At 66.4% G+C, this 24,920-nt stretch carries 24 protein-coding genes; 14 read left to right on the top strand and 10 right to left on the bottom strand.

The features are described 5' to 3' along the window. Nucleotides 1–145: 145 nt before the first annotated feature. The 8 genes from QFZ60_RS18505 (at nucleotide 146) to QFZ60_RS18470 (ending at nucleotide 8,371) form a co-directional block, all read left to right on the top strand. Nucleotides 146–1,630 (top strand): four-carbon acid sugar kinase family protein, encoded by a 1,485-nt coding sequence (locus tag QFZ60_RS18505; RefSeq protein WP_307092379.1) that lies wholly within the window; start codon nucleotides 146–148, stop codon nucleotides 1,628–1,630. A gap of 47 nt (nucleotides 1,631–1,677) precedes the next feature. Next, the gene (locus tag QFZ60_RS18500) at nucleotides 1,678–2,577 is read left to right on the top strand and encodes an NAD(P)-dependent oxidoreductase (RefSeq protein WP_056331352.1); all 900 of its coding nucleotides are present in this window, start codon (nucleotides 1,678–1,680) and stop codon (nucleotides 2,575–2,577) included. Between the two features lie 171 nt (nucleotides 2,578–2,748). After that, a complete protein-coding gene (locus QFZ60_RS18495) occupies nucleotides 2,749–4,215 on the top strand; it encodes a GntP family transporter (protein ID WP_307092376.1) in 1,467 nt (488 codons plus the stop codon). Beyond that, the gene (locus QFZ60_RS18490; protein WP_307092375.1) at nucleotides 4,215–5,078 is read left to right on the top strand and encodes a class II fructose-bisphosphate aldolase; all 864 of its coding nucleotides are present in this window, start codon (nucleotides 4,215–4,217) and stop codon (nucleotides 5,076–5,078) included. The genes QFZ60_RS18495 and QFZ60_RS18490 overlap by 1 nt, the downstream gene beginning before the upstream one ends. A gap of 43 nt (nucleotides 5,079–5,121) precedes the next feature. Then, complete coding sequence (locus tag QFZ60_RS18485; protein ID WP_307092373.1) at nucleotides 5,122–5,526, top strand: DUF1304 domain-containing protein; 405 nt, start codon at nucleotides 5,122–5,124, stop codon at nucleotides 5,524–5,526. Between the two features lie 91 nt (nucleotides 5,527–5,617). Then, nucleotides 5,618–6,958, top strand: a complete 1,341-nt coding sequence (locus QFZ60_RS18480; protein ID WP_307092371.1) for an acyltransferase — start codon at nucleotides 5,618–5,620, stop codon at nucleotides 6,956–6,958. Between the two features lie 15 nt (nucleotides 6,959–6,973). Beyond that, nucleotides 6,974–7,303 carry a GNAT family N-acetyltransferase gene (locus QFZ60_RS18475; protein WP_142119374.1) on the top strand — a complete coding sequence of 110 codons (330 nt, stop codon included), beginning with the start codon at nucleotides 6,974–6,976 and terminating at the stop codon, nucleotides 7,301–7,303. Between the two features lie 102 nt (nucleotides 7,304–7,405). Then, the gene (locus QFZ60_RS18470) at nucleotides 7,406–8,371 is read left to right on the top strand and encodes an NAD(P)/FAD-dependent oxidoreductase (protein ID WP_307092369.1); all 966 of its coding nucleotides are present in this window, start codon (nucleotides 7,406–7,408) and stop codon (nucleotides 8,369–8,371) included. A gap of 93 nt (nucleotides 8,372–8,464) precedes the next feature. Here the strand turns inward: QFZ60_RS18470 and QFZ60_RS18465 are convergent, their stop codons facing one another. Beyond that, on the bottom strand, nucleotides 8,465–8,791 hold the full coding sequence (locus QFZ60_RS18465) for a hypothetical protein (protein WP_307092367.1): 327 nt from the start codon (nucleotides 8,789–8,791) through the stop codon (nucleotides 8,465–8,467). Between the two features lie 171 nt (nucleotides 8,792–8,962). Beyond that, nucleotides 8,963–9,301 carry a hypothetical protein gene (locus QFZ60_RS18460; protein WP_307092366.1) on the bottom strand — a complete coding sequence of 113 codons (339 nt, stop codon included), beginning with the start codon at nucleotides 9,299–9,301 and terminating at the stop codon, nucleotides 8,963–8,965. A 168-nt stretch (nucleotides 9,302–9,469) separates the two neighbouring features. Here QFZ60_RS18460 and QFZ60_RS18455 point away from each other — a divergent pair, with 168 nt between their 5' ends. Next, a complete protein-coding gene (locus QFZ60_RS18455) occupies nucleotides 9,470–10,240 on the top strand; it encodes an SDR family oxidoreductase (protein ID WP_307092365.1) in 771 nt (256 codons plus the stop codon). Here QFZ60_RS18455 and QFZ60_RS18450 read toward each other — a convergent pair. Together QFZ60_RS18450 and QFZ60_RS18445 are read right to left on the bottom strand one after the other, a co-directional pair. Next, the gene (locus tag QFZ60_RS18450; RefSeq protein ID WP_307093381.1) at nucleotides 10,208–11,323 is read right to left on the bottom strand and encodes an FUSC family protein; all 1,116 of its coding nucleotides are present in this window, start codon (nucleotides 11,321–11,323) and stop codon (nucleotides 10,208–10,210) included. The two genes, QFZ60_RS18455 and QFZ60_RS18450, sit on opposite strands and share 33 nt — an antisense overlap. A gap of 210 nt (nucleotides 11,324–11,533) precedes the next feature. Beyond that, complete coding sequence (locus tag QFZ60_RS18445) at nucleotides 11,534–13,123, bottom strand: MFS transporter (RefSeq protein ID WP_307092363.1); 1,590 nt, start codon at nucleotides 13,121–13,123, stop codon at nucleotides 11,534–11,536. A 435-nt stretch (nucleotides 13,124–13,558) separates the two neighbouring features. On the opposite strand from QFZ60_RS18445, the gene QFZ60_RS18440 reads away from it, so the two are divergent. Next, entirely contained in the window at nucleotides 13,559–13,816 is a 258-nt protein-coding gene (locus QFZ60_RS18440; RefSeq protein ID WP_307092361.1) for a hypothetical protein, read from the top strand. Nucleotides 13,817–13,943: 127 nt separating this feature from the next. Here the strand turns inward: QFZ60_RS18440 and QFZ60_RS18435 are convergent, their stop codons facing one another. Continuing rightward, the gene (locus tag QFZ60_RS18435; RefSeq protein WP_307092359.1) at nucleotides 13,944–16,508 is read right to left on the bottom strand and encodes an ATP-dependent DNA ligase; all 2,565 of its coding nucleotides are present in this window, start codon (nucleotides 16,506–16,508) and stop codon (nucleotides 13,944–13,946) included. Nucleotides 16,509–16,548: 40 nt separating this feature from the next. Here QFZ60_RS18435 and QFZ60_RS18430 point away from each other — a divergent pair, with 40 nt between their 5' ends. The 3 genes from QFZ60_RS18430 (at nucleotide 16,549) to QFZ60_RS18420 (ending at nucleotide 19,075) form a co-directional block, all read left to right on the top strand. Continuing rightward, nucleotides 16,549–17,667 carry a Ku protein gene (locus QFZ60_RS18430; protein ID WP_307092357.1) on the top strand — a complete coding sequence of 373 codons (1,119 nt, stop codon included), beginning with the start codon at nucleotides 16,549–16,551 and terminating at the stop codon, nucleotides 17,665–17,667. A 130-nt stretch (nucleotides 17,668–17,797) separates the two neighbouring features. Next, nucleotides 17,798–18,640, top strand: a complete 843-nt coding sequence (locus QFZ60_RS18425; protein ID WP_307092355.1) for a class I SAM-dependent methyltransferase — start codon at nucleotides 17,798–17,800, stop codon at nucleotides 18,638–18,640. A 3-nt stretch (nucleotides 18,641–18,643) separates the two neighbouring features. Then, nucleotides 18,644–19,075 (top strand): SRPBCC domain-containing protein, encoded by a 432-nt coding sequence (locus QFZ60_RS18420; protein WP_307092353.1) that lies wholly within the window; start codon nucleotides 18,644–18,646, stop codon nucleotides 19,073–19,075. 184 nt (nucleotides 19,076–19,259) lie between these two features. Here the strand turns inward: QFZ60_RS18420 and QFZ60_RS18415 are convergent, their stop codons facing one another. The 5 genes from QFZ60_RS18415 to QFZ60_RS18395 form a co-directional block, all read right to left on the bottom strand. Next, nucleotides 19,260–19,538, bottom strand: a complete 279-nt coding sequence (locus QFZ60_RS18415) for an HPr family phosphocarrier protein (protein ID WP_056333115.1) — start codon at nucleotides 19,536–19,538, stop codon at nucleotides 19,260–19,262. A gap of 66 nt (nucleotides 19,539–19,604) precedes the next feature. Continuing rightward, nucleotides 19,605–21,695 (bottom strand): fructose-specific PTS transporter subunit EIIC, encoded by a 2,091-nt coding sequence (locus tag QFZ60_RS18410; RefSeq protein WP_307092351.1) that lies wholly within the window; start codon nucleotides 21,693–21,695, stop codon nucleotides 19,605–19,607. Nucleotides 21,696–21,697: 2 nt separating this feature from the next. Further along, entirely contained in the window at nucleotides 21,698–22,723 is a 1,026-nt protein-coding gene (locus QFZ60_RS18405) for a 1-phosphofructokinase family hexose kinase (RefSeq protein WP_307092349.1), read from the bottom strand. Next, nucleotides 22,720–23,526, bottom strand: coding sequence for a DeoR/GlpR family DNA-binding transcription regulator (locus tag QFZ60_RS18400; RefSeq protein ID WP_142122598.1), 807 nt, complete (start codon nucleotides 23,524–23,526; stop codon nucleotides 22,720–22,722). The genes QFZ60_RS18405 and QFZ60_RS18400 overlap by 4 nt, the downstream gene beginning before the upstream one ends. Nucleotides 23,527–23,794: 268 nt before the next feature. Next, complete coding sequence (locus QFZ60_RS18395) at nucleotides 23,795–24,052, bottom strand: DUF6458 family protein (RefSeq protein ID WP_056333125.1); 258 nt, start codon at nucleotides 24,050–24,052, stop codon at nucleotides 23,795–23,797. A 164-nt stretch (nucleotides 24,053–24,216) separates the two neighbouring features. On the opposite strand from QFZ60_RS18395, the gene QFZ60_RS18390 reads away from it, so the two are divergent. Then, entirely contained in the window at nucleotides 24,217–24,834 is a 618-nt protein-coding gene (locus QFZ60_RS18390) for an alpha/beta hydrolase (protein WP_307092348.1), read from the top strand. Nucleotides 24,835–24,920: the final 86 nt, after the last annotated feature.

Raw genomic sequence — 24,920 nt, 5'->3', positions numbered from 1 at the left:
CGCCTGGCGGATATGTCAGACAAGTCTACTTGCGCGTCCGTATGCTCTGTGCCACACTAACTTTCAAATGCAAGATGTCAGACATCTTACAGTTATCTACACATCAGGATCCGCACGCCCGGATCCATACACAACGGAGTGCACTGTGACGCTTGAAGCAGACGTTCTGGCCGCCTACCCGGCAGACATGGAGATCCCCGCGGGGCTGGTTGCCGGCGCGCTGGCCGCTTCCAACGCGGAGGTTCCCCGCGTCCTGGTAGTGCTCGACGACGACCCCACCGGCACGCAGTCAGTCGCCGACCTGCCCGTGCTCACCCGCTGGGACGTGGCGGACTTCACGTGGGCCTTTGGCCAGGGCAAGCCCGCCGTCTACGTCCTGACCAACACCCGCAGCCTGGACCCCGCAGAGGCCGCCGCCCGCAATGAGGAAGTGGTCCGGAATGCCCTGGCCGCCGCAGGATCACCCGAGAAGCTCCGCCTGGGCTTCGTCAGCCGCAGTGACTCCACGCTCCGCGGCCACTTCCCGCTGGAGCCGGATGTCATCGCAGCCACCGTTGCCGAGGTGAGCGGGGAAAAGACCGATGGCGTGGTCCTGGTTCCGGCCTTCCCCGACGCCGGCCGGCTCACCATTGGCGGCGTGCACTACATGCGCGGCACCGGCGATGCCCAGGGCAGCCTGGTTCCCGTCTCCGAGACTGAGTTCGCCAAGGACGCTTCCTTCGGTTTCAGCACCTCGGTCATGGCGGACTACGTGGCAGAAAAGTCGCAGGGCAGGTTCCCCGCCGACTCCGTGATCGTCCTGGACCTCAACATCATCCGGGCCGGCGCCTCCGCGCAGGATCCGGCCATTTCCGCCAAGGCCATTGCCGACGCCATCGAGCCGGCCACCGACTCCACGCCCATCGTGGCCGACATCGTCACCGAGAACGACTTCCGCGCCCTGGCCCTGGGCCTTGACGAAGCAGAACGCCGCGGCAAGAAACTCCTCTACCGGGTTGGCCCGCCGTTCGTCCGCGGCCGCATCGGCCAGGAAATCCGCACCGCCCTCACCGCCGAAGAAGCCTACGCGGGCAACACCCCGTCGGAGGCGGGCGGCCTGATCGTGGTGGGCTCGCACGTTGGCCTCACCACGCGGCAGCTCAACGTCCTCACGGCCGAGCACAGCTCCGCGCGCATCATCGAGATCGACGTCGAAAAGCTCCTCGGTGGCGAACAGGACGCCAAGTCGCACCTTGACCAGACGGTGGACGCCGTCGTCGACGCCCTCCGCGCCGGTGACGTCATCGTTCACACCAGCCGCCTGCTCATCAAGACGGATGACCCCGCCGAAAGCCTGCGGATCGCACGCACCGTGTCTGCCGCCGTCGTGGACGTGGTCAACCGGACCCTGAAGACCTTCCCGCCGCGCTTTGTCATCGCCAAGGGCGGCATCACCTCCTCGGACGTGGCAGCCCACGGGCTGGAAATCCGCCACGCCATTGTCCGCGGTCCCATGCTGCCCGGCATCGTCAGCCTCTGGGAGCCGGTGGACGGACCCGCCAAGGGCATCCCGTACATCGTGTTCGCCGGGAACGTTGGCGACGACGATTCCCTGGCGCAGGTCACCCGCAAACTCAGCAACACCTTCTGAGCCCACTGGCTCCCAACAAGCCCCGCAAAAATTCAACGGAGAACACCATGACCAGCAATTACACCGTCACCGTCCTGGGCCTTGGCGCCATGGGCCTGCCCATGGCCACCCGGCTGGCATCCCAGCTGACCGTCCACGGCTTTGACATTGCCGAGCCGCGCCTGGAACTCGCCAGGGAAGCCGGTATCGCCACCTTCACCACCGCACGTGAAGCTGCCAAGGGCGCCAACGCCGTCCTCCTGGCCGTCCGCAACGGCGAACAGCTCAATGACGTCCTCTTCGGCGAGAACGGCGTGGCCCCGGTTCTCGAGCCCGGCGCGGTTGTCATCCTGGGCAGCACCGTTGGCACGGACGCCATTCCCGCCACCGTGGCCAAGCTGGCCGAATACGGCGTGGACCTGGTGGACGCCCCGCTCTCCGGCGGCCCCAAGCGCGCCGGCGAAGGTGACCTGCTGATCGTCGTCGGCGCTTCCCCGGAAGCGCGCGAAAAGGCCGCCCCCGCACTGGAGCTCCTGGCTTCCACCCTGACCGTGGTGGGCGACAACCCCGGTGACGGCCAGGCCCTGAAGACCGTCAACCAGCTCCTGTGCGGCGTTCACATCGCCGCCGCGGCCGAGGCCCTGGCCCTGGCCGACGCGCTGGGACTGGACCAGGCCAAGACCCTTGCCGCCCTGGAAGCGGGTGCGGCAGGTTCCTTCATGCTCTCCAACCGCGGCCCCCGCATCCTGGAGGCCTATGACGAGGAAGGCGCCGAGGTGCTGTCCCGCCTGGACATCTTCGTCAAGGACATGGGCATCGTAGGCAAGGCCGCCCGAGCCGCCGGCCTGGCCGCCCCCGTTGCCGCCGCCGCCGAACAGCTCTACCTCCTGGGCCAGGCCCAGGGCCTCGCGGCCGCCGACGACTCCGCCGTCATCAAGGTGGTCGCGCCCACCAAGCGCACCAAGTAAGCCACCCCTCCTGCCCTTGCGGCACAAGACGTACGACGACGGCGGTCCCCCCTCCGCCGTCGTCGTACCTCCCAGCGTTGACGGCGCAGTCCCGCAACGTTTGTTCCACCCCTCACTATGCCCTGATGCCGTCCTGCCCCGGGACCGGCACGTCAAAGGAGACACCTCCCCGTGAACCACCTGATTAGTCCGCTGATACAGCGGGCGGCCGACGCCCCGGCCATCAAGCCAGCCGCTGAGCTGGGCACCCCGGTACTGCTCACCATCGCGGCGGTGGGCATTGCCATCCTGCTGGTGATGATCATCCGCTTCAAGATCCAGGCCTTCGTGGCGCTGCTCACCGTCAGCATCCTGGTGGCCGTGGCTGCCACCATTCCGCTGCAGGACATCTTCACCGTGGTGTCCGGCGGCGTGGGCAGCACTATGGGCAAGGTGGCCATCCTGATTGCGCTCGGCGCCGTGCTGGGCCGGATGATCGAGGTGTCCGGCGGCGTCCAGTCCCTCGCGGACCACTTCACCCGCAAGCTCGGCGCCCGCCGCGTGGCCGTAGCGCTCACCGCCGTCGGCTTCCTGGTGGCCATCCCCGTCTTCTTTGAGGTGGGCATCATCGTGCTGGTGCCCATCGTGTACGCCTTCGCCAAGATCGCCAAGGTCCACCCGATCAAGTTCGGCCTGCCCATGGCCGGCATCATGCTCGCCATCCACGTGGCCGTCCCGCCTCACCCGGGCATCGTTGCAGGCGCCGGCGTGCTTGGTGCCGACATTGGCCTCATCGCCCTGATGTCCCTGCTGATCTGCATCCCGCTGGGCTTCCTGTCCTACTGGGTCGCGTCGATCATGAACCGCAAGGAATATGAGCTGCTGCCCGCCGTAAAGACCCAAGTGGAGGAGTTCGGCTCCGACTCACTGGTCAAGGTAGGCCATGACGGACCCGGTGCCGCCGCCATCGCACCGCCGCGGCCGGGCCTGATCATCTTCCTGATCGCCGCACCGATCGTGCAGATCCTCCTGGGCACCGCCGGCACCCTCATCCTGCCCAAGTCCCACCCGCTGTACGGCCTTGCAGCCTTCGTCGGCAACCCCTTCCTGGCCCTGCTGGTGGCCGTGGCACTGTCCTTCTTCCTGCTGGCCGTCCGCCGCGGCTGGTCCTTCAGGGAAACCGGTGAAATCTTCGAAGGCTCGCTGCCTCCCATCGCCTCCATCCTGATGGTGGTGGCCGCCGGCGGCGTGTTCGGCAACGTCCTGCAGGTTTCCGGAATCGGTTCCGCGCTCTCCAAGACCCTGGACACGCTCGGCGTGCCCCTGCTGCTCCTTGGCTTCATCATCTCCCTGGCACTGCGCGCTGCCCAGGGTTCGGCCACCGTGGCCATCGTGACCACCACCGGCCTGCTCTCCGCAGCGGTCAGCGGCGGCGGCTACAGCCCCGCGCAGATTGCCGTGATCGTCATCGCCATCGGCTTCGGGGCCCTGGGCCTGTCCCACGTGACCGACGCCGGGTTCTGGGTTGTGGTCCGCTACTACGGACTCACGGTTTCCGACGGATTGAAGACCTGGACCGTCCTGACCACTGTCCTGGGCCTGGCCGGCTTCGTGCTGACCTTCGTTGCCTGGATCCTGGTGGGAGGCCTGGGCGCCTGATGCGTACCCGACTGGACCACCTGGTCACCTCCGCCCTGCAGCAGGGTTCCGCGGTGCCCGCCTTCACCTGCTACGACTTCACCACCGCGCTGGCCGTGGTGGGCGCCGCCGAGGAATCCGGCCGCGGGGTGATCCTGCTGGTGGCACCCAAGACCGCCGCCACCGCCAACGGCCTCCGGCTCATCGCGGCACTGCGCGGCCTGGCCGACGCTGCCACGGTGCCAGTGGCGGTGCAGCTCGACCACGCGTCCGACCTCAACGTCATGGCCGACGCCGTGGCGGCAGGCGCGGATTCCGTCCTGGCTGACGGTTCCTCGCTCCCGTACGAGGAGAACATCGAACTGGTCCAGGCGGCCCGCGCCCTGCTGGGCGCCGAGGTAGTGCTGGAAGCCGAACTGGGCGGCCTGGCAGGGGACGAGGACCGTGCCTTTTCCGCCGACCAGCCGGCCGGCCAGGCCGGCGTGGACGTGGCCGGCCTGACCGACTCGGCGCAGGTGGAGGACTTCGTGTCCCGCACCGGCGCGGAACTGCTGGCAGTGGCCGTGGGCAACGTCCACGGCAAGTACAAGGGCGAGCCGCGGCTGCGCTGGGACGTTCTGCAGGACATTGCGGCCCGGGTGCACATTCCCCTGGTCCTGCATGGTGCCTCCGGCATCCCCGCAACGGAACTCGTCAAGGCCGCGGCCATGAACGTTGGCAAGGTCAACTTCAATACAGAACTGCGGACCGGGGTGCTGGCCACCCTTCAGGACCAGCTTCCCGGCCACCGCGCGGACGGCGAGAACCTGCAGGGGCTGCTGGCCACCTGGAACCAGTCCGCCAAGGGCTTTGCCGCCACCACGCTGACCACGCTGGCACGGTAACGCCACGCGCAAACTCCAACAGCAGGGAGGCTAGGATCAAGCAATGACCCTGGCCTCCCTTCTTTTTGCCTTCCTTGCCGGCGCGCTGCACGTCTTCATCTTCACCATGGAGTCGCTCACCTGGACCCGGCCCGCCACGTGGAAGCGCTTCGGGGTTGCTTCCCAGTCCGATGCCGAGACCACACGGTCCCTGGCCTACAACCAGGGCTTCTACAACCTGTTCCTGGCCATCGGCGCTTTCATCGGCGCAGGGCTCGTGGCGTTGGGTGGCGATGGGTCCGCCCGGGCCGTGGCAGGCTGGACCCTCATCTTCAGCTGCTGCGGCTCCATGCTGCTGGCGGCCGCCGTCCTGGCCTTCACGGGACGAAAGTACCTCCGCGCTGCCATCACCCAGGGCACCACGCCCCTGATCGCCGTCGTGCTGGGATTGCTGGCAGTACTGCCGTAGGAAGATCCGCAACCGGCCAAAGTCCTTAATCCACACCGGCGCCTGGGGGCACAATGGTGCCATGGGCAGCGTCGAGCCTTTGTAGGGTCCCATGCGAAGCACCGGCACGCGGGGGACAGGAAGCGGGGCGGACACGGCAAGCCGTGATCCGGTGATCGATATTGTCCGGTTCATCTGCCTGGTCCTGGTGGTGGTGGGGCACTCCACGATGGTCAGCCCGGTCCTGCACCCCGACGGGACCGTGACAACCGAAAACACCTTGGCCGAACAGGACTGGTTCGAACCCGTCATCTGGATCTTCATGGTCATGCCCCTGTTCTTCGTCACCGGCGGCATGACCGGCCTCCAGTCCTGGCGCCGGCTCAAGGCAAGCGGCGGGACCGGGGCGCAGTTCATCCGCGCGCGCCTCCTGCGCCTGGTCCGCCCGGCCGCCGCCCTGCTGGCAACCATGGTGGCCGGCCTGTCCGTGGCCGCAGCGCTCGGCGTGGACCGGCAGGTGGTCCAACTTATTGCCACCGGGGCGGGCATGCCACTGTGGTTTCTTGCGGCCTACCTCGCAGCGCAGCTGAACATTCCGGTCCTGGCAGCGCTCCATGACCGCGCGCCCTGGCTGACCCTCGGCCTGCTGACCGGGCTGGTGATTGCCGTGGACTGTCTCCGTGGTACCGTGCCGGACCTGGCCAACGCCAACCTGGTCTTCGTGTGGTGCGCAGTCCAGCAACTGGGTTTCCTTGCCGCGGACGGGCAACTTTCCCGCCTCTCCCGCTCCGGGCTGCTGGGCATCGCGTTGGCGGCACACCTGCTGCTGGGACTCGTGACCGGACTCGGACTGTACCGCGGCAACATGCTGGTCAACCTCAACCCGCCCAACCTGTCCCTGGTGCTCCTGGGCGTTTCGCAGCTGGCGGCGATGGAACTTGCGCGGCCCGTCCTGGCGCCGCTGGCCGGCATCCGCTGGATCAGCCGGTTCCTGCAGGTAGCCGGCGCCCGGTCCCTGACGGTCTACCTGTGGCACCTGCCGCTGCTGGCAGCCATGTCCGGGTTGCTGCTCCTGGCGCCGATCCCCAAACCAGCATCGGGTACGCCCGAATGGTGGTGGTCACGTCCACTGGTGGTCCTCGCGCTGGTCTTCCTGCTCCTGCCGGTGGCCGCAGCCTTTGGCCGCCTGGAGGAACGGACGACGGCGCGCCAGGCCTTCCGCTGCAGGCCCGCCGTGGCGGGGACCGCCGTCGTAGTGGTCTTCATTCCCGTGGCGGACGCCGCGCTCAGCGGCCTGTCGTTGGGGCTGCTGGCAGCCGGCGCCCTGTGTTTTTCCGTGGCGATCCTTCTGCTGGGCGGACTGCCGCTGCCGCGGCGCGGTGCTGTCCGCAGGGGCCGGAGGCGGGGGCCGGGGAAGAGGGGCCCAAGGGGCATTGCCAGCGGCGTGAAGTAGTGCCAGTGTCGAACCATGACCGAGAACACCGCGTCCGCAGAGGACACCTTCACCGCCAATGTCTCGCTGCTGCGCAATGACGAACAGCAACGGTATGAGCTCCTGGTGGATGGCAGGTTGGCTGTCCAGGCCTTCTTCCGCGACCTTCCCGGGCACATTGATTTCACCCACACCGAGACCGGCGAGGACTTTGAAGGCCAGGGCCTGGGCAAGGTCCTGGCGCATTTTGCCCTGGATGATGTGGTGGCCACGGGAAAGCGGATCATCCCGCACTGCCCGTTCATTTCCAGCTACCTCCGCAAGCACGAAGGCTACGGCCAGTTCGTGGACTGGCCGGAGCGCTGACACCATCCTGGCATCGGCCCGCCGTTATTCCCCGGCCTGCACCGGGTACAGCCTGCATACGTGCGCGTGTAAAGGCATGTGCAGCCGGCCGGGAAGGGCAATGTGGCGGGAAACCAGGACAGCATTTTCGATGTGGCCATCATCGGCGGGGGACCGGCGGGTCTAACCGCCGGGACTGCGTTGGCCCGGGCGCTGCGGTCGGTGGTGGTGATCGACGCCGGCGAGCAGCGGAACCTGGGGGCGGAAAGTGTCCACGGCTTCCTGAGCCGGGAGGGGATGCATCCCCGGGACCTTCTGGCGGCAGGCAGGGAGGAACTGGCCAGGTACGGCGGGACGATGGCTTCCGGGTTTGTGAGGTCGGCCAGCCGGGACGGGGATCGGTTCGTCCTGGCTCTGGACGACGGCTCCACCCGGGTTGCCCGGCGCCTGCTGATCGCATCAGGAATCATGGATGAGCTTCCCGACCTGCCCGGCGTAGCCGACCGCTGGGGACGGGACGTGCTGTATTGCCCCTACTGCCACGGATGGGAAATCCGGAACCAAAGAATCGGAGTCCTGGCGGCCGATTCCCACTCCGTCATGCAGGCCCTGACGTTCCGGCAGTGGAGTCCGGACGTGACGCTCCTGCTCAACGACGCCCTGGAACTCACCCCGGGCCAGGAGGAACAACTCGCTGCGCGGTCCGTCCGCGTGGTGGAGGGAAAGGTCCGGGGGCTGGAGGTCCGCGATGATCGTCTTGCCGAGGCCGCACTGGAATCCGGCGGAAGGGTGCCCCTGGATGTCCTGGTGGTCAGTCCCGCCACCACGAGTAAAGCCAACATGCTTCAGCGGCTGGGACTGGAACCGGCCGCCCTTCAGGATGGTCCGGGGAGCCGCCTGGAGACCGACGAAAGCGGCCGGACGTCATGCCCGGGGGTATGGGCCGCGGGCAACGCCACCGATGTTTCCGCCCAGGTCATGACAGCCGCCGCAGCGGGGCTTCGGGCGGCGGAGGCCATCAACGCGGACCTGGTCCTGGCCGACACCCGGCACGCGGTTGAGGCCGCCCGCGTTCCAGCGGGGCATTAGCGGCTTCATCGAAAGTCCGGGGCCGGTCTCGCTGACCCGCCCCGGACGGTGCGTTTTTGCTGGCGCCGGGCCGGGCGGCGTCGAAAGCGCTGCCTAGCTGGCGAGGGCCTGGTCGCTGACCGGCATGGCGGCGCCGGGGTCATCAATGGTGAAGCCGCAGGCGCACCGGTAGGTGACCACGCTCTCCGGGACGGATCCCGGCCGCAGGGCAACCACTGAGTTCCCGTCAACGTAGACGGGCTCCCGGACCGGCATTTCCCCGTGGTCCACAAGCTGCATCGGCATGCGGCAGTGCATGCGTGAATTCAAGGTCATCAGCAGCCCTGCGTCCACGGGTATGGTGGCGGTCAGGAGCTGCTCGCCAGCTGCCCCGCTGCGTTCCCCAAACGCCGTCAGCTGGTTTTCCATTGCGGTGGTCATTATGTTCTTCCTTGGGCTTCTTTCACGGAGCCGCCGGCTTTGGCAGCCCCGCCGCGAACTGCTTGCGGAGGTTCATCTACGCCATAAGCAAAGCATGCTTACTAAATATTGCACAAGTCAGGATGGGCGTGAGTGCCTGCCGGAAGCGGCTTCGGGACCCGAAAACCAGGGCTAACCCCTGCGGCGCTGCCAGTGCCAGGCATGCCAGAAGAGCAGGAAAACCAGGGTGGCGAAACCCCCGAGAGCCAACTGCGGGGCGAACGTGAACAAAACGAAGTCGAATGAAAACCCGTTGCTTATCGGCCCTATTGCGACAGGCCCACGCAGCAGGGTCCCGACACCCCCGGCAATCAGCCCTGCTGCCAGCAGCCACAACACCATGATGAACGGATTCGGGGCGAACCGGTACCCGCCTACCCCTGTCGTCCCGGTATCGTCCGGTGCAGGCAGCACGGTGTTTCCGTCCCTGTCCACTTCGCGGAATCCGAGCGCTGCAGATTGTTGTTCCATGGTTCCCCCTTCATGGCAGCAGCCTGGACGGCCGCCGGAGCTACCAGCCTAGTGGCACAAGGTCGTGCGGCAACGGCAAATGAGGGTGCAGGCATCCTATGCACCGATGTCCGTCAACTGCGGTCAGTGCCTGCACTGCACGGCCGTCTCTCTGGCTAGGCTTGCAGCATGACGCCATCGAATTCCCGAACCACAGCACTTGTCACCGGGGCCAGCGCAGGGCTGGGCCATGAATTCGCAAAGCAGCTTGCGGCCCAGGGGCATGACCTTGTCCTGGTGGCGCGCAACGCGTCCCGGCTGGCGGAAACAGCGGAGGACCTCCGGCGCCGCTACGGCATCGTGGCTGAGGTGCTCCCCGCAGACCTGACGGACGACGACGTCGCCGCCGTCGTCGAACGCCTGGAAGACACCAGCCGGCCGGTGGGGATCCTGGTCAACAACGCAGGGATAGGGCTGCTGCACAACTTTGAGGACAACCACGCCCCAGAGGAGAAGAAGCACCTGAAGCTGCACGCGGAAACGTCCATGGTACTGACCCATGCGGCGCTGAAGGGCATGCTGGAACGCGGGGAGGGACGGATCATCAATGTGGCCAGTGTGGCCGCGTTCCTGCCCCGCGGCACCTATTCCGCGGCCAAGGCCTGGCTGGTCAGTTTCAGCCGGTGGGCGAACCTGGCCTACCGCACGCGGGGCATCAAGGTCACGGCCGTCTGCCCCGGCTTCACCCACACGGAGTTCCACGACCGGATGGGGATGGACAAGTCCGTGGCGCCGTCGTGGACATGGCTGCGCGCAGAGCGGGTGGTCAGTGAAGGCCTGGCGGACAACGAGCGCGGCAAGGCGTTGTCCATCCCGTCCAAGCGCTACAAGGTGCTGGCGGCGGTGGCCAAGGTGGCTCCGGCGCGGCTAATGGCGGGCCCGGCGCGGAAGCCGAAGTAGCCCCGGGAGCGGAGTCCGGGTGCGGGCTCCCGGCCGGCGGACAGCCACCACCACCAGGATCCCCAGCAGAGCACCCACCAGGGTTTCCACCGCGCGCTCCAGGATCAGGACCTGCGGTTCGGTGGGGGCGGCCAGCTGCGTCATCAGCAGGATGACCGGCGTAAACCAGACCATGGCCAGGCCATAGTGCCGGGTCATGAACAGCTCGGTGGCGAACTGGAAAAGGATGACCAGGAGGGCCAGCACCGTGGCCTGGTGCACCGGCTCCTGAAATGCCGGATAGAGGGCGGCCAGTGCCCAGGGCCCCGGCAGGATTACGACGGCGGTAACCACCAGGCCCAGGAGCGTCCCCACGATGCGGTGGATGCCCCGCCGGACGCTGCTGGGCAGGTCGGCACCGGCGAGCGGTACGGCGGCTGCCGCCATGGCCCAGTGCGGGTGGCCGCTGCCGCTCAGGACACCCACTGTTCCGGCAGCGCCCACGGCCAGTACGTACCGGGCGGCGTGGACGCTCAGTTCCCGCTGCCCTGCGGCCGAACGGGACGGCACGTTCCTGGTGGCCCCGGCTTCCCATGCCCTTTGCCGCACCCAGCCGCTGAAGCCGATGAGGATGGAGAATGCTGATGATGCCGCGGCGATAAGCAGCGCGGCATACCAGGGGACGGTGGTGGGAACGGAGGCACACGCACCAAGGGCCAGGATTCCGAAGAAGGGCCCGTTCGGTTTCAGCCGTACGCGGTCCGAGTACACGGAGCCCACTCCGGCCAGGATGGCCTCCACCGCCACCAGCCACCACGAGTGGATGTGGTTGATGGACAGCGTCACGCCCACAGCCACGCCACTGAGCAGCACCAGGGCACCCTGCCCCTGGTGGCGGAGCCGCAGCTGGTGCGGTTCCAGGCGGCCGTACATGCCGGTCAACGCGCCGAACACGGCGTAGATGATGAGGTCGGTCCGGCCGGCGGCCAGCAGGAGCAGCGAGGGGGCGGCGACGCTGAGGGCCACGCGCAGTGCGGCAAGGTGGTCGTTGGTGGCAGGTTCCAGCCGGTGGAGTGCGCGCACCTGTGCCACTACGCGCTTCATGTCCGGCGACACCTGTCCTGTCTTGTTGTCCTGCGGCGGCCCGAAGGCCTTTGGGAACGTATCACCGGCATGCGGCAGAGTCATACTGCCGGCAGTCACAATAGGAAATCCGCAGGCACGCAAAGGCCCGTCCCGGTGCTTCCCCCAAGGAAGCACCGGGACGGGCCTGTGAGCGTGGGCTACAAGAGTGCCCGGGTGGCCGGCTGGAGGTTAGGCTCCCGCCGGAACCCCGCGGTGTGCCTGGGTGTCCAGGGCATCCTGGGTTTCGAACGGCAGTTCGTCCAGGTTGATCAGCGGGTTTTCATCCTGGGTGGCCACCAGTTCCCTTGCCTCTGCCTGGGTGTCCACGCTGGGCATGGATCCCGGCAGGGGGCGGTTGGCGGATTCCTTCAGGAAGTAGATGGCGATGGCGCCCACCAGGGAGGTGGCCATGAGGTAGTAGGCGGGCATCATGTCGTTGCCTGTGGCGCTGATCAGGGCTGCCACGATGAACGGCGTGGTTCCGCCGAAGATGGCGACGGCAAAGTTGTAGGCGATGCCCATGGCTCCATAGCGGCTGGACGTGGGGAACTGGGCCGGCAGCGCCGAGGCCAGGTTGGCCACATAGAACGTCACGGGGAAGGCGATGAGGGCCAGCCCGGCGAGGGTGGACCAAATCTGTCCAATGCCGATCAGCATGAAGGCGGGCACGGCCAGCACGATGGTGCTCACGGCGCCGATCCAGAGCACCGGGCGGCGGCCGATCCGGTCCGAGAGCTTGCCGGTCAGCGGGATGCACAGGCTCATGACCACCAGTACCGGAATGGTGAGCAAGGTGCCGTGGACTTCGTCGTAGCCCTTGGACTCCGTGAGGTAGGTGGGCATGTAGGAGGTGAGGGCGTAACCGGCCGTGTTGGCGGCGGCAACCACCACCATGGCGACGATGATGGGGCGCCAGTAGGCCTTGACGATTCCCACCGGTCCCTTGGCCGCGGCAGTATCTCCGGCGGATGCGTTCTTGGCGTTCTCTTCCTGGGCATCAAGGGTTGCCTGGAATTGCGGCGATTCCTCGATCTTGCTCCGGAAGTAGACGGCGATCAGGCCCAGCGGGCCCGCCACCAGGAACGGGATGCGCCATCCCCAGTCCTCCATGGTGTCCTGGCCAAGGGTCAGCTGCAGGACGGAGACCAGGGCGGCGCCGATGGCAAAGCCAAGGTAGCTGCCCAGGTCCAGGAAGCTGGCAAAGAAGCCGCGGCGCTTGTCGGCCGCGTATTCGCTCACGAACGTGGTGGCACCGGCGTACTCACCACCGGTGGAAAAGCCCTGCACCACCTTGAGGAGCACCAGCAGGGCGGCAGCCCACAGTCCGATCTGCGCATACCCGGGCAGGAGTCCGACGGCGAAGGTGCTTGCCGCCATGATCATCAGCGTGGTGGCCAGGATCTTTTGGCGTCCCACCTTGTCGCCCAGCCATCCGAAGATCACGCCGCCCAGGGGGCGGGCGATGAAGGTGGCGGCAAAGGTTCCCAGCAGGAACAGCGTCTGGGTGGTGGGATCGGATTCCGGAAGGAACACCGGGCCCATGGTGGTGATGAGGTAGCCGAAGACGCCTACGTCGTACCATTCCATGGTGTTGCCCACGATGGTTCCACCCAGTGCCTTTTTGAGCATGGGCTGGTCCACCACGTTGACATCGGATTCCTTGAGCCGTCGGCGTGGCAGCAGCCTGGGCTTCTTGGCGGCCACGGGGGCTGCCGGGTCTGTTCCGCGGGCGTTCCTGGCGCCTGCTGGAGAGTCGGTCCTGCTTCGGTCTGTGGGCATTTGGGCAACTCCTATGGAGGTCATTTGCTTGCGACTTGTAGCTGCCCCGCTCTGGGCAGGCCTTCAATTTTACGGGATGCCTGTAGCGCGCCGACAGTTTGATGGCGTAGAGTGCGCCCTTTTGGGCCGCTTCAGGGGTGGTTTCCACAATTTTTTGTGCCGCCGTTTCCCGCGCCATTACTGGGAAGCACGCTGATTAACGGCGGCGTTACCAAAAATTTTCCGTCGGGAACTGTTTCAGGTCCCATTTTTTGGTGACCGCGGCCGTGAAAGTGACCCCGGCCACCGTCCCTGGAGGGGTTCACAGGGCCTCCCGGCATGCCTATGGTAGAGCGATGAACACACCTCTTTCCGGGCAGTAGTCCGCGCGCGCCCGGACGCTTTCGTTGGCGTTTCGATTCAAGGAAGAACGAAGGAAAGAAGGGAAGAACCACAATGCGTGAAGAGTCCAACCAGTTCCACATCAACCCTGAGGTGGCGGACCACATTGCGGCTGCAATGGATGCGCCCGTGGCGCCGGGCCCCGCGGCCATGGGCGCAGGGCCCGTGGGGCAGCAAAGCGGCTGGCCGGACGGCTCTGGAAAGCGGCGGCACCCCAAGGACCGGGCTGCCGGCCACGGCCGGATGGGACATGAAGCGGCCGTCACCGCCGTCCACCGCACCGGCCGGCCGCAGATGCCGCACTCGTCGTAGCCGGTACCGAAAACACGCAGCCGGCAGATAAAGCCGGCGTCCACACACAAATTACCTGGCGCCCCCGAAATGTGGCAGGTGCCAGGTAATTTGTGCGTTGTGGGGTTACCTGCGCGTAAGAACCGGGTCAGCCTTCCCGGACCACCTCGGACGGGTCCTTGTCCACCCGCCAGCCGCGCCACCGGGGATGCCGCAACCTCCCGGGCCCGGTCCATTCGCTGTAGGTCACCTCGCCGACAAGCTCGGGCGACACCCAGTGGGCGTCTGCAGCATCCGGGCGGGGGACTTCATGGAAAGGTGAGGTTTTCCGGCCAAGCCGCTCCACCGTTTGCCGCAGTTCCGTGAGTTCGCGCGTACTGAAGCCGCTGCCGACGCGGCCCACGTACTGCAGCTTGCCGCCGTCGGGAATGCCCACCAGCAGCGACCCCACCGTGTCCTGCCGCCCGCCCTTTCCCGGCCGCCAGCCGCCCACCACCACTTCCTGGGTCTGCTCCGTCTTGAGCTTGATCCACGTCCGGGTGCGCTGGCCGCTCACATAGCGGCTGTCCGTCCGCTTGGCCATGATCCCTTCCAAGCCAAGCTCCTGCGCGCTTTCCAGGAGAAGCTCCACGGGTTCGTCCAGAACAGTGGACAGGTCTACGGGGCAGGCAGACGGGCGGAAGAACTCCTCCAGTCGCCGCCGGCGGGTGCTGAGCGGCAGGCGCCGAAGATCTTCCCCATTGTCGAACAACAGGTCGAACAGCATCAGCTGGACCGGGATGGCGGTGCGTGCTTTGGCGACGTCGGCGGCCCGGGTCAGTTTCATCCGGCCCTGCAGCAGGCCAAAGTCCGGCTTCCCGCCGGGCCCGACGGCGATGATCTCGCCGTCCGCCACGAACGGATGCTCCGGCCAGCAGGCGCGGTCAGAGAACTCCGGGTAGGTTCGGGTGACGTCGTTGCCATTGCGGGAAAAGATCCGCACCTTCTCCCGGTCCGCCACCAGGATGGCCCGGACCCCGTCCCATTTGAGCTCGTACTGCCAGCTGCTGCCCTGCAGGTCGGCGGTGTCCCCGGACGTTGCCATCATCGGTTGATACTCCAGTGGCTCGGCAACGGTGGCGGCGGCGGACCCGGCCGGCTCCCTAAGGCTGGCTTCGGGTTCAGCCGCCCCACCGCCGTCGTCCTCTTCCCGCTCTTCCGCTGCCGGTGCCCGCGTCGCGGCGGGAGCTGCCTGCCGCCGTCGTCCGCCTTGATGCTCCTGGTCCATCAGGTGGATGAGCCACTGGCTCTCGGCGTCCTTGCCCTGTCCGCGCCCCGTGTGGATGAGCGCGATCTTCCTGCTGCCGCCCAGCCCGCCGCCGTCGGACCCGCTCAGGGTGACGATGACTTCCTTGCCGTTGATCCACTTGTGCAGCTCGTAGGTTCCGGTGTCCCAGATGGTCATGACACCCGCCCCGTACTGGCCCTTGGGAATGGTGCCGTGGAAGGTGAGGTAGTCCATGGGATGGTCCTCGGTCTGGACCGCCAGGTGGTTTTTGGCGCCGGACTCCGGAATGCCCTTGGGCAGCGCCCACGACACCAGGACGCCCTCGTGTTCCAGCCGGAGGTCGTAGTGCAGCCGGCTGGCGTGGTGCTCCTGGATCACAAAGTTGTTGCCGCCGGCCGGGACGCCTGCGAACGGCTCGGGCGTTGCCTTGGGATCGCGCATGGAGCGGTACTTGCCCAGGCGCGGATCGCCGTCGTGGGGTGCTTCCCCCTGGCCGTGGCGAGCGTCCTGACCACCCTCCTGAGCGCCCTCCCCGGCGCCGGCCGCAGCACCGGACGCAGCGTTGACGACGGCGGCGAAAAGGTCCTTGCCGTCCTGCACCCGCCGCAGGACCTCGTGGTAGTCCAGGTGCTTGAGCCGGGGAGATTCGATTTCCCGCCAGGTCCGGGGGGCCGCCACCAGGGGTGTGGGCCTGCCCCGCAGTGAATAGGGGACAATGGTGGTTTTCGCCGCGTTGTTCTGGCTCCAGTCCACCAGCACCTTGCCCTTGCGCAGCGACTTCTTCATGTCGCTGACGGCAAGGTCCGGGTGGTCGGCCTCCAGCGCCCTGGCCAGTTCCCGGGCGAATGCCGAGATCTGCTCCGACGTCTGCGTCCCGTCCAGCGCGGCATAAAGGTGGATGCCCTTGCTGCCGCTGGTCACGGGCACGGGGTCCAGGCCCACATCCTCCAGGATGGACCGCGCCAGGAGTGCCACTTCGCGGCATTCCGGCAGGCCTGCCCCCTCACCCGGGTCCAGGTCCAGCACCAGCCGGTCCGGATTCAGCTGGTTCCCGTGCGAATCCACCCGCCACTGCGGCACGTGGATTTCGAGCGAGTTGATCTGGCCGAACCAAGTCAGAGTGGCGGCGTCGTTGACCATGGGGTAGTGGATGGTGCGGTCCTTGTGCGTGATGGCCGCCCGCGGCAGCCAGCCCGGGGCTGAGTCCTCCAGGTCCTTCTGGAAGAACACTTCACCCGGCTTGTCCGCGGTGCCCACCCCGTTGACCCACCGCTTGCGGGTGGCCGGACGGTTGGCCGCCGCCGGGATCAGGACGTGGGCCACCGCAGCGTAGTAGGCCAGCACGTCCGCCTTGGTGGTGCCGGTCTCCGGATAGATGATTTTGTCCAGGTTGGTCAGGGTCAGTTCGCGTCCCGCAACCCGGACACGTTCCCTACTGGCGGCCATGGGGCTTCACCTCCGGCCCGCTCTGATGTTGACTGTATGAATGAGAGCCATCTGGAAAGGTGCCATCGCGTTCGGGCTGGTCAACGTGCCAGTGAAGGTCTACAGCGCCACTGAAGATCATGACATCAGTCTGCACCAGGTTCACAATGCCGACGGCGGCAGGATCCGTTACCAGCGCCGGTGCGAGGTGTGCGGCGAGGTGGTGGACTACTCGGACATCGAGAAGGCGTTCGAGGAGGACGGCCGCACAGTGGTCCTCTCCAAGGACGAGCTCAAGTCCATTCCCGCGGAGAACAGCCACGAAATCGAAGTGGTGCAGTTCGTCCCGTCGGAGCAGCTTGAACCCATGATGTTCGAGAAGAGCTACTACCTGGAACCGGACTCCAAGTCGCCCAAGGCCTACGTGCTGCTTAGGCGGGCGCTCGAGGACACGGACCGGGTGGCCATCGTCCAGTTCGCACTGCGGGAGAAGACCCGGCTGGGGGCGCTGCGGATCAAGGACGACGTGCTGGTGCTGCAGTCCCTCCTCTGGCCCGATGAAGTGCGGGAAGCGAACTTCCCGTCCCTGGATGCGTCCATCAAGATCTCTTCCCAGGAGCGGGACATGTCAGCGGCCCTGGTGGAATCCATGGCTGCCGACTTCGACCCCACCTCCTTCACTGACGAGTACCAGGTGCAGCTCCGCCAGCTCATCGACGCCAAGCTCGAACAGGGCGAATCGCTGGACACCGAGGAAACCTTCGGCGTCGAAGCCGGCGAGGGCGGGAAGGGCGAGGTCATCGACCTCATGGAGGCCCTCAAGCGGAGCCTGGACAGGAAGCGCGGCGGCGGGGAGGCCGCCTCCAGCGGGACTTCCGACGACGAAGCGGACACCGGGGACGAGGAGGCGGAGGCGGCCAAACCTGCGCGGAAGACTTCCGGTACCAAGGCCTCGGGCACCAAGACTGCCGCATCAAAATCGACGGCCTCCAAGACAACAACCTCCAAAACAACGGCGTCCAAGTCGGCCGCAGCCAAATCAACGGCCGCCAAATCAACTGCTTCCAAAGCGGCGGACACCAAGTCCGCTGGAACAAAGTCCACGGCAGCCAAGTCCACGGGTACCAAGACGGCAGAAAAGCCTGCTGTCAAGACCACCAGGGCCCGCAAGCCCGCCTGACCCTGGTGTTTCACGGCATCGGTGCCTTTACACCGGCCGGTATCGCGTCCACAATGAGTCGCATCGCAGCTCCGCTGTGCCAAACAGTGTGCTGCCGCTCATTTGAACGGACACGTAGAGGGGCACGGACATGGACAACCAGACCGACTTAGTGGACGCTGACCGGGAGCTCAAGAAGAAGCACCGGGCCATGTGGGCGTCAGGGGATTACCCGGCCCTCGCCGACGAGATGCTCCTGGAACTGGGCGCCGTCCTGGTCGAAGCCTGCGGAATCAGGTCCCGCCAGCGTGTACTGGACGTCGCGGCCGGAACCGGCAACGCCGCCATCCCGGCAGCAATGATGGGCGCCAAAGTGGTGGCCAGTGACCTAACCCCCGAGCTTTTCGAGGCAGGGCGCCGGGAGGCCGCAAACCGCGGCGTCAGCCTGGAGTGGCAGGAAGGGGACGCCGAGGCCCTGCCATTCGGCGATGCGGAGTTCGACGTCGTGATGTCCTGCATTGGTGTCATGTTCGCACCGCACCACCAGGCGGCCGCCGACGAACTGCTCCGGGTGTGCAAGCCGGGCGGTTCCGTCGGGCTGCTGTGCTGGACGCCGGAAGGATTCATCGGCCGGATGTTTGCAGTCCTGAAGCCGTTCGCTCCGCCGCCGCCGCCGGGCGCGCAGCCGGCGCCTCTGTGGGGGAGTGAGGAGCATATCCGCGAACTTTTGCGTGACAGGGTCACAGGGATCCATACCCGGAAGCAGAACCTGGCCGTCAGGAGCTTCCACCAGCCTGCGGACTTCGTCAGGTACTTCAAGTCCCACTACGGCCCCATCATCTCCGTCTACAAATCACTCGGCGAGGACCAGGACAAGGTCAAGGCACTGGACCAGGCCCTTACGGAACTGGCTGATTCGTTCGGCGACGCCCACGGCGATATCCCCTTCCAAATGGAATGGGAGTACCTGATTTTTACGGCCAAGAAGGCCTGAGCGATGGCGGAAGACCACGTGGCAACATCCGCCACCACCATCAACGCAGGTCCCGGACGCGTGTGGGAGGTGATCACGGACCCGGCCGCCGTGAAGGAGTTCATGTTCGGCGCCGCACTGGAGACGGACTGGAAGGTTGGAAGCCCCATTACCTGGCAGGGCGAGTGGGAGGGAAAGGCCTACCAGGACAAGGGCGAAATCCTGGCGGTGGAGCCGGGACGGAAACTGGTGCACACCCACTTCAGTCCGTTGTCGGGCCAGGAGGACGAACCCGGGAACTACCACACCCTCGAATGGACGCTCGAGGACCAGGGCGGCGCCACCCGCCTGACTTTGGCGCAGGACAACAACCCCAGCGAGGAAGCCGCCGCGCACTCGAAAGCCATGTGGGACAAGCTCCTGGCCGACGTCAAGGCACTCGCCGAGAGCGGTTGAACTCCGCCACCCTCCCCAACTAGGTAGCACTAAGTGTCGTTATGACCGTTCAAAGCGACACTTAGTGCTACTTAGTTGGGCCGCCCAACGCTTAAATGCCAAACGGCCGCCGTCGGGCTTCCTCCTAATGGGGAAAGCCCGACGGCGGCCGCCGGCGTTGTGCTGCCGTCAGGCAGCGTGGCTGCTACTCGGCGTCGTGGTCCGTTTCCAGGATCTGCACCAGGTGGTTGAGCGCGTCGTCTGCGCCGGCACCTTCGGCGCGGAGCACCACAACGTCACCGTGTGAAGCGCCCAGGCTCATGAGGGACAGGATGCTGGCGGCGTCCATGGCCTCGTCGGCCGGTTCGCCTTCACGGGCGATGGTGATGTCCAGGTCGTACTCGCCGGCTGCCTCCGCAAAGATGGCGGCGGGGCGGGCGTGCAGGCCCACGCGGCTGGCGACGGTTGCGGTGCGTTCTGGCATTGTTGCTCCTTTGTCTTTCGGCCCGCTGACGGTTCAGCGGCCGGTGAGGTGTATGGCTATGCCGGCTCAGACGGTTACGGGAACCGGTTCAACCGTATCAACCGACTTCTTGACTGCCCAGCGCTTCAGGGCCACCACGGCGAGCGCGCTGACCACGGTGCCGGCGATGATCGCGACCACGAACATCAACAGGTTGCCAATGGCGAAGAAGACGAAGATCCCGCCGTGCGGTGCCTGGGACGTCACATTGAACGCCATGGTGAGTGCGCCGGTGAGGGCGCCGCCCAGCATGCTGGCGGGGATGACGCGCAGGGGATCGGCCGCGGCGAACGGGATGGCCCCTTCGGAGATGAAGGACGCACCCAGCAGCCACGCAGCCTTGCCGTTCTCACGTTCCGCCAGGCTGAAGACCTTCTTGTTCAGGACGGTGGAAGCCAGCGCCATGGCCAGCGGCGGGACCATGCCCGCTGCCATCACGGTGGCCATGATCTGCCATGGTGCCTGGTTTGTGGCACTGCCGGCGCCGAGCCCGGCGACGGCAAAGGCGTAGGCCACCTTGTTGACGGGGCCGCCGAGGTCGAAGCACATCATCAGGCCAAGGATGATTCCCAGGACGACGGCGGAAGCACCGGTCATGCCGGACAGCCAGCCGTTGAGGGCGTTCGTGAGTCCGGCGATGGGGCCGCCGAGCACCAGGAACATCAAGCCGGAGGCAACGATCGAAGCGAGCAATGGAATGATCACCACGGGCATCAGGCCGCGGAGCCAGCGTGGTACGTGCCAGGTTCCGATCAGGTGCGCAACGTAGCCGGCGAGGAGGCCGCCCACGATGCCGCCGAGGAAGCCGGCACCCATGAATCCGGAGACTGCGCCGGCAACGAAGCCCGGTGCAATGCCGGGGCGGTCAGCGATCGCGTAGGCGATATAGCCGGCCAGCGCGGGGACCAGGAAGCCCATCGATAGGCTGCCTATCTTGTACAGGACAGTACCGATGTAGAGAGCCAGGTTGCCGTCGGGCAGGTTGAACAGTGTGTTGGCTGCCAGGATGTCATTGGCTTTGGTGCCCAGGGCGATGTCGAAGCCAGCGAGGAGGAAGCCCAGCGCAATCAGCAGGCCGCCACCCGCAACGAACGGGATCATGTAGCTGACACCGGTGAGCAGCGCCTTCTTGAGCTTCTGGCCGATGTGCTCGCCCTTTTCTTCTGCCTCGTGCTCGGCCTGCTCTTCGGCGCCGAAGTGAGCAACGCGGTGGGCGTTGGGGTTGTCAGCCGCGGCAAGTGCTTCCTGGACCATCTTTGCCGGCTCGTCGATGCCGCGCTTGACCGGAGCGTTGATGACGGGCTTGCCTGCGAAGCGTTCCTTGCCGCGCACGTCCACGTCCACAGCGAAGATCACTGCGTCCGCTGCTGCGATAACCGCCGGGTCCAGTGGTTTGGCACCGGAGGAGCCCTGGGTTTCCACCTGCAGGTCAACACCCATTTCCTTGGCCGCAGCCACCAGCGAATCGGCGGCCATGTAGGTGTGGGCAATGCCGGTGGGGCACGCAGTGACGGCTACCAGGCGCTTGGGCCCGCGGCCCGCGCTTGAACCGGTGGAGGCCTCCCCGGCGACAGGGGCAGCGGATGAACCCGCTGCGCCTGCCGCGCCAACGCTGGCGCCAACCGGGACTGCGTCAGCCGGAGCGGCTGCGGCATGCGCGGCTGGCTTGTCCGCCAGGGCGCCGTCGACGAGAGCCACAATTTCGGCCTCCGAGGAGGCGTTGCGGAGGGCTGCGGTGAAGTCCTTCTTGATGAGGGAGCGGGCCAGCTTGGAGAGCAGCTTCAGGTGCTCCTGGTCCGCCCCGTCCGGAGCGGCGATGAAGAACACCAGGTCGGCGGGACCGTCCTTGGCGCCGAAGTCCACCTTCGGGTTCAGCCGGGCCATGGCCAGGGTGGGTACGGTGACTGCTGCGGAGCGGCAGTGCGGGATGGCGATGCCGCCGGGAATCCCGGTGGCAGTCTTCTGCTCGCGGGCGAAGGCATCGGCGAAGAGGCCTTCAACTTCTGACGCGCGTCCGGTGGCAGCTACCTTGCTTGCCAGATGCCGGATCACCGCTTCGGGGGCATTGCCCAGGTTCTGGTCGAGCTCGACCAGTTCCGTGGTGATGAGCTGGGTCACTGTCAATCCTTTCGAAGGGCCGTGATGGATACGGCATCCGGGGTTGTTTGGTTTACTGCCGGAACCGTGGAACCCGGCAGGGAGGCAGCGGCGGCACCGTGGGCCACCGCCTGGCGAAGGCAGTCGGCCGGGGCGGCGCCCCGGCCGTGGGCAAGCAGGTAGCCGGCAAGTGCGGAGTCACCCGCGCCGACCGTGCTGACCGCGGCGACCGGCGGGTGCGTGGCCAGCCACGCGCCGTCGGCCGTTACAAGGACAGCTCCCTTGGAACCGAGAGTTGCCAGCACAGCACCCACACCGGAACGTACGACGGCTGCTGCGGCGGCTGCGGCAGCAGCCGGGTCCGCTTCCAGTTCGTCACCGGAGGCCGGGGTGAAACCGGCGGCTGCGGCCAGCTCCGCCAGTTCCTCGGCATTGGGCTTGAGCAGGTCCGGTTTCCCGGAACCTGTGGTTGTTCCGCCGCCGGCGCCTGTTCCGTCGTCGGGGGTTCCGGCGTCAGTCAGTGCGGCGGCGAGGGGCGCCCCGGAGGAGTCGACGGCGATCAGCGGCGCAGTGCCGTTGCCCGCCTCCCGGATCCGCCGGGCCACCGTGGCGTAGAAGTTGTCCGGGAATCCAGGCGGCAGGGAGCCGGCAAGGACCACCCAGCCGGCACCGCGTGAGCTTTCCAGCAGCAGCTTGATAAGCGCTTCCTGCTGGTCGGCGGCCAGGACGGGGCCGGGTTCGTTGATCTTGGTGGTGACGCCGCCGGGCTCGGTGAGTGCCACGTTGGTGCGCAGCGGCTCATCGATGGGAAGCGACACGAAGGGAACTGCGCTTTCACGCAGGCCGGCAAGGACGGGATCGCTGTCCGCCCCGGGAAGGACGGCGAGCGACTCCAGGCCGGACGCCACCAGGGCGCGGGAGACGTTGACGCCCTTGCCGCCGGATTCCTGGCGGACGGAGACGGCGCGCTGCACCTCACCGCGCTGCAGTGGGCCGGGGAGGGCAACGGTGCGGTCAAGGCTGGGGTTGGCCGTGAACGTGATGATCATGCGACCACCACGTCTACGCCGGCATCTTCCAGGGCGGCTGCGAGTTCAGGTCCGGGTTCACTGTCTGTGATCAAGGTGTCCAGATCTTTCAGGGAGGCGAACTGGACCAGGGTTTCCGTGTCCAGCTTGGAGGAGTCGGCCAGCACCACAATGCGGCGTGCCGACTGGACGAAGGCTGCCTTGACGGCGGCTTCTTCAGGATCGGGAGTGCTGACACCAAATGTGGCGTGGATGCCATTGGTGCCAATGAACGCTATGTCCGGGCGGATGCGGCCGGCGGCGCTCACGGTCGCCTGCCCCACTGCCACCTGGGTGATGCCGCGGACCCGGCCGCCCAGGATCTGCAGGGCAACGCCGGGAACATTCGAGAGCTTGCTGGCGATGGGTACCGCGTGGGTGATGACCACCAGTTCGTGGTGGGGCCCGTTCCCGTCGGAGGGTTCGACGGCGGTGCGCCGCGCCAGCATGTCAGCCAGCACTTCGGTGGTGGTGCCGCCGTCCATGAGGACACTGGCCGGGGAGTTCCGGGGGATCAGGGCAAGGGCGGCTTCAGCGATGCGGATCTTTTGGTCAGGCCGCTGGATGGCCCGTTCGGTGATGCTTTCCTCGGTGGTGCTGAAGCGGTCCGCCGCCACCGCGCCGCCGTGGACGCGGCGGACGGTGCCCGCGTTTTCCAGGGCGGCAAGGTCCCGGCGGACTGTTTCAGTGGTGATGCTGAAGCGCTCAGCAAGCAGCGTCACGCTGACCCTGCCACTGCCGGCTACAAGCTCGGCAATCTTGTGCTGGCGCTCTTCGGCGAACACGTACCCTCCGTTGCGTAGGTCCTGGCGTTTCGGGTGCCCGGTAGATTCCCCGGGCTTCGGCGTGACTGGCATCACATCGATGTTGAGTTACTTGACTTTATCTTTGCTTCTGTTGGTTTGTCAATGGAAACCAACATGAAACAAAATTCTGTTCCGCGTGGTCCTGTCCGGGGGAAAGCGAAAGCCGGGCCGGACAGGTTCTGTCCAGCCCGGCTTGCCGGGTGTTCATTGATGGTCCGCCGGGATCCCCGTCCCGTTTGTACCTTTGTCAGACGCCGCCGTCGCGACTTTCGTGGCGGGTAATGCGCTCGCCGGTATTGGGATCGACAACGGAGCGGGACTCACTCACGCGGCGGCTGCGCCCGGGGGAAGCGAGGATGAGCGAAGCGATCAGCCCAATCACGCCCACGGCCATGAGGATGTAGCCCACCAGCTGCTGGTCCACGAACGGGATCAACCCGGGAGCAACGGCCCAGGCAAGGATGGCGCCGAGGGCGATGAGGAAGATTGACGAGCCGATTCTCATGACTTGCTCCTTATGGCCGCGTTTGCGGCGCTTGTTGGGCGTTACGGGACCTGCGTACACTGCCAAAGCTAAGCCTGCTGTCTGTTAAGCGTCACGCTACCCCGCCGCGATACGGGATTCAATGACCCGGCCGGGGCGGCGCGCCCGGCGTTTAGGGTGGTCAAGTGGAAACAGTTGTATGGTCAAAGCCGGAAGGCCAACGCGCCGGCACACCCTTGCTGGTGATGATGCATGGGTACGGGACGGACGAGTCGCGGATGGTGCGCCTTTTCGAATACCTCCCGCAGGAGTTCACCTTCGCGGCCCTGCGCGCGCCCATGCCCATCGGCGACCACTGGGGGTGGTTCCTCCTGGACTACTTCCTGGCCAACGACTTCGCTGATGTCATCTCGGCCGCCAACGCCGTTCAGGCCTGGATCAACTCGGTCAAGGACCGGCACACCAGCGTCAGCCTGATGGGGTACTCCCAGGGCATGGCCATGGCCAGCACGCTGCTGAGGCTGCACCCTGACGACTACAAGGCCGTCGTGGGCCTGTCCGGCTTCGTGCTCAACAACGAGCTCCTCTCCGTGATGGATTCCTTCGAAGCCAAACCGCCGTTCTTCTGGGGCCGGGACAAGGCGGACCTGGTCATCAACGAGGACGCCGTTGCGTACACCGCTGAATGGCTCGAAAAGAATACGCAGCTGACGGCCCGGACGTACCCGGGGATGGGGCATGCCATGTCCAAGGCCGAAATGGTGGACGTCAGCGCCTTCCTGCGCCATTACGTGCCGGCCTGACCGCAGGCGGTTGTTAAGACAGCCAAAAAACATTTGCAAGTCAAATTTGCAAGCGCTTACACTCGTCTACGGCCATAGTCGGTCCT

Origin of the sequence: Arthrobacter sp. B2I5, from assembly GCF_030816735.1 — a bacterium.
Classification (GTDB): Bacteria; Actinomycetota; Actinomycetes; order Actinomycetales; family Micrococcaceae; genus Arthrobacter.
This window is presented reverse-complemented; position numbering and strand designations above follow the sequence as displayed.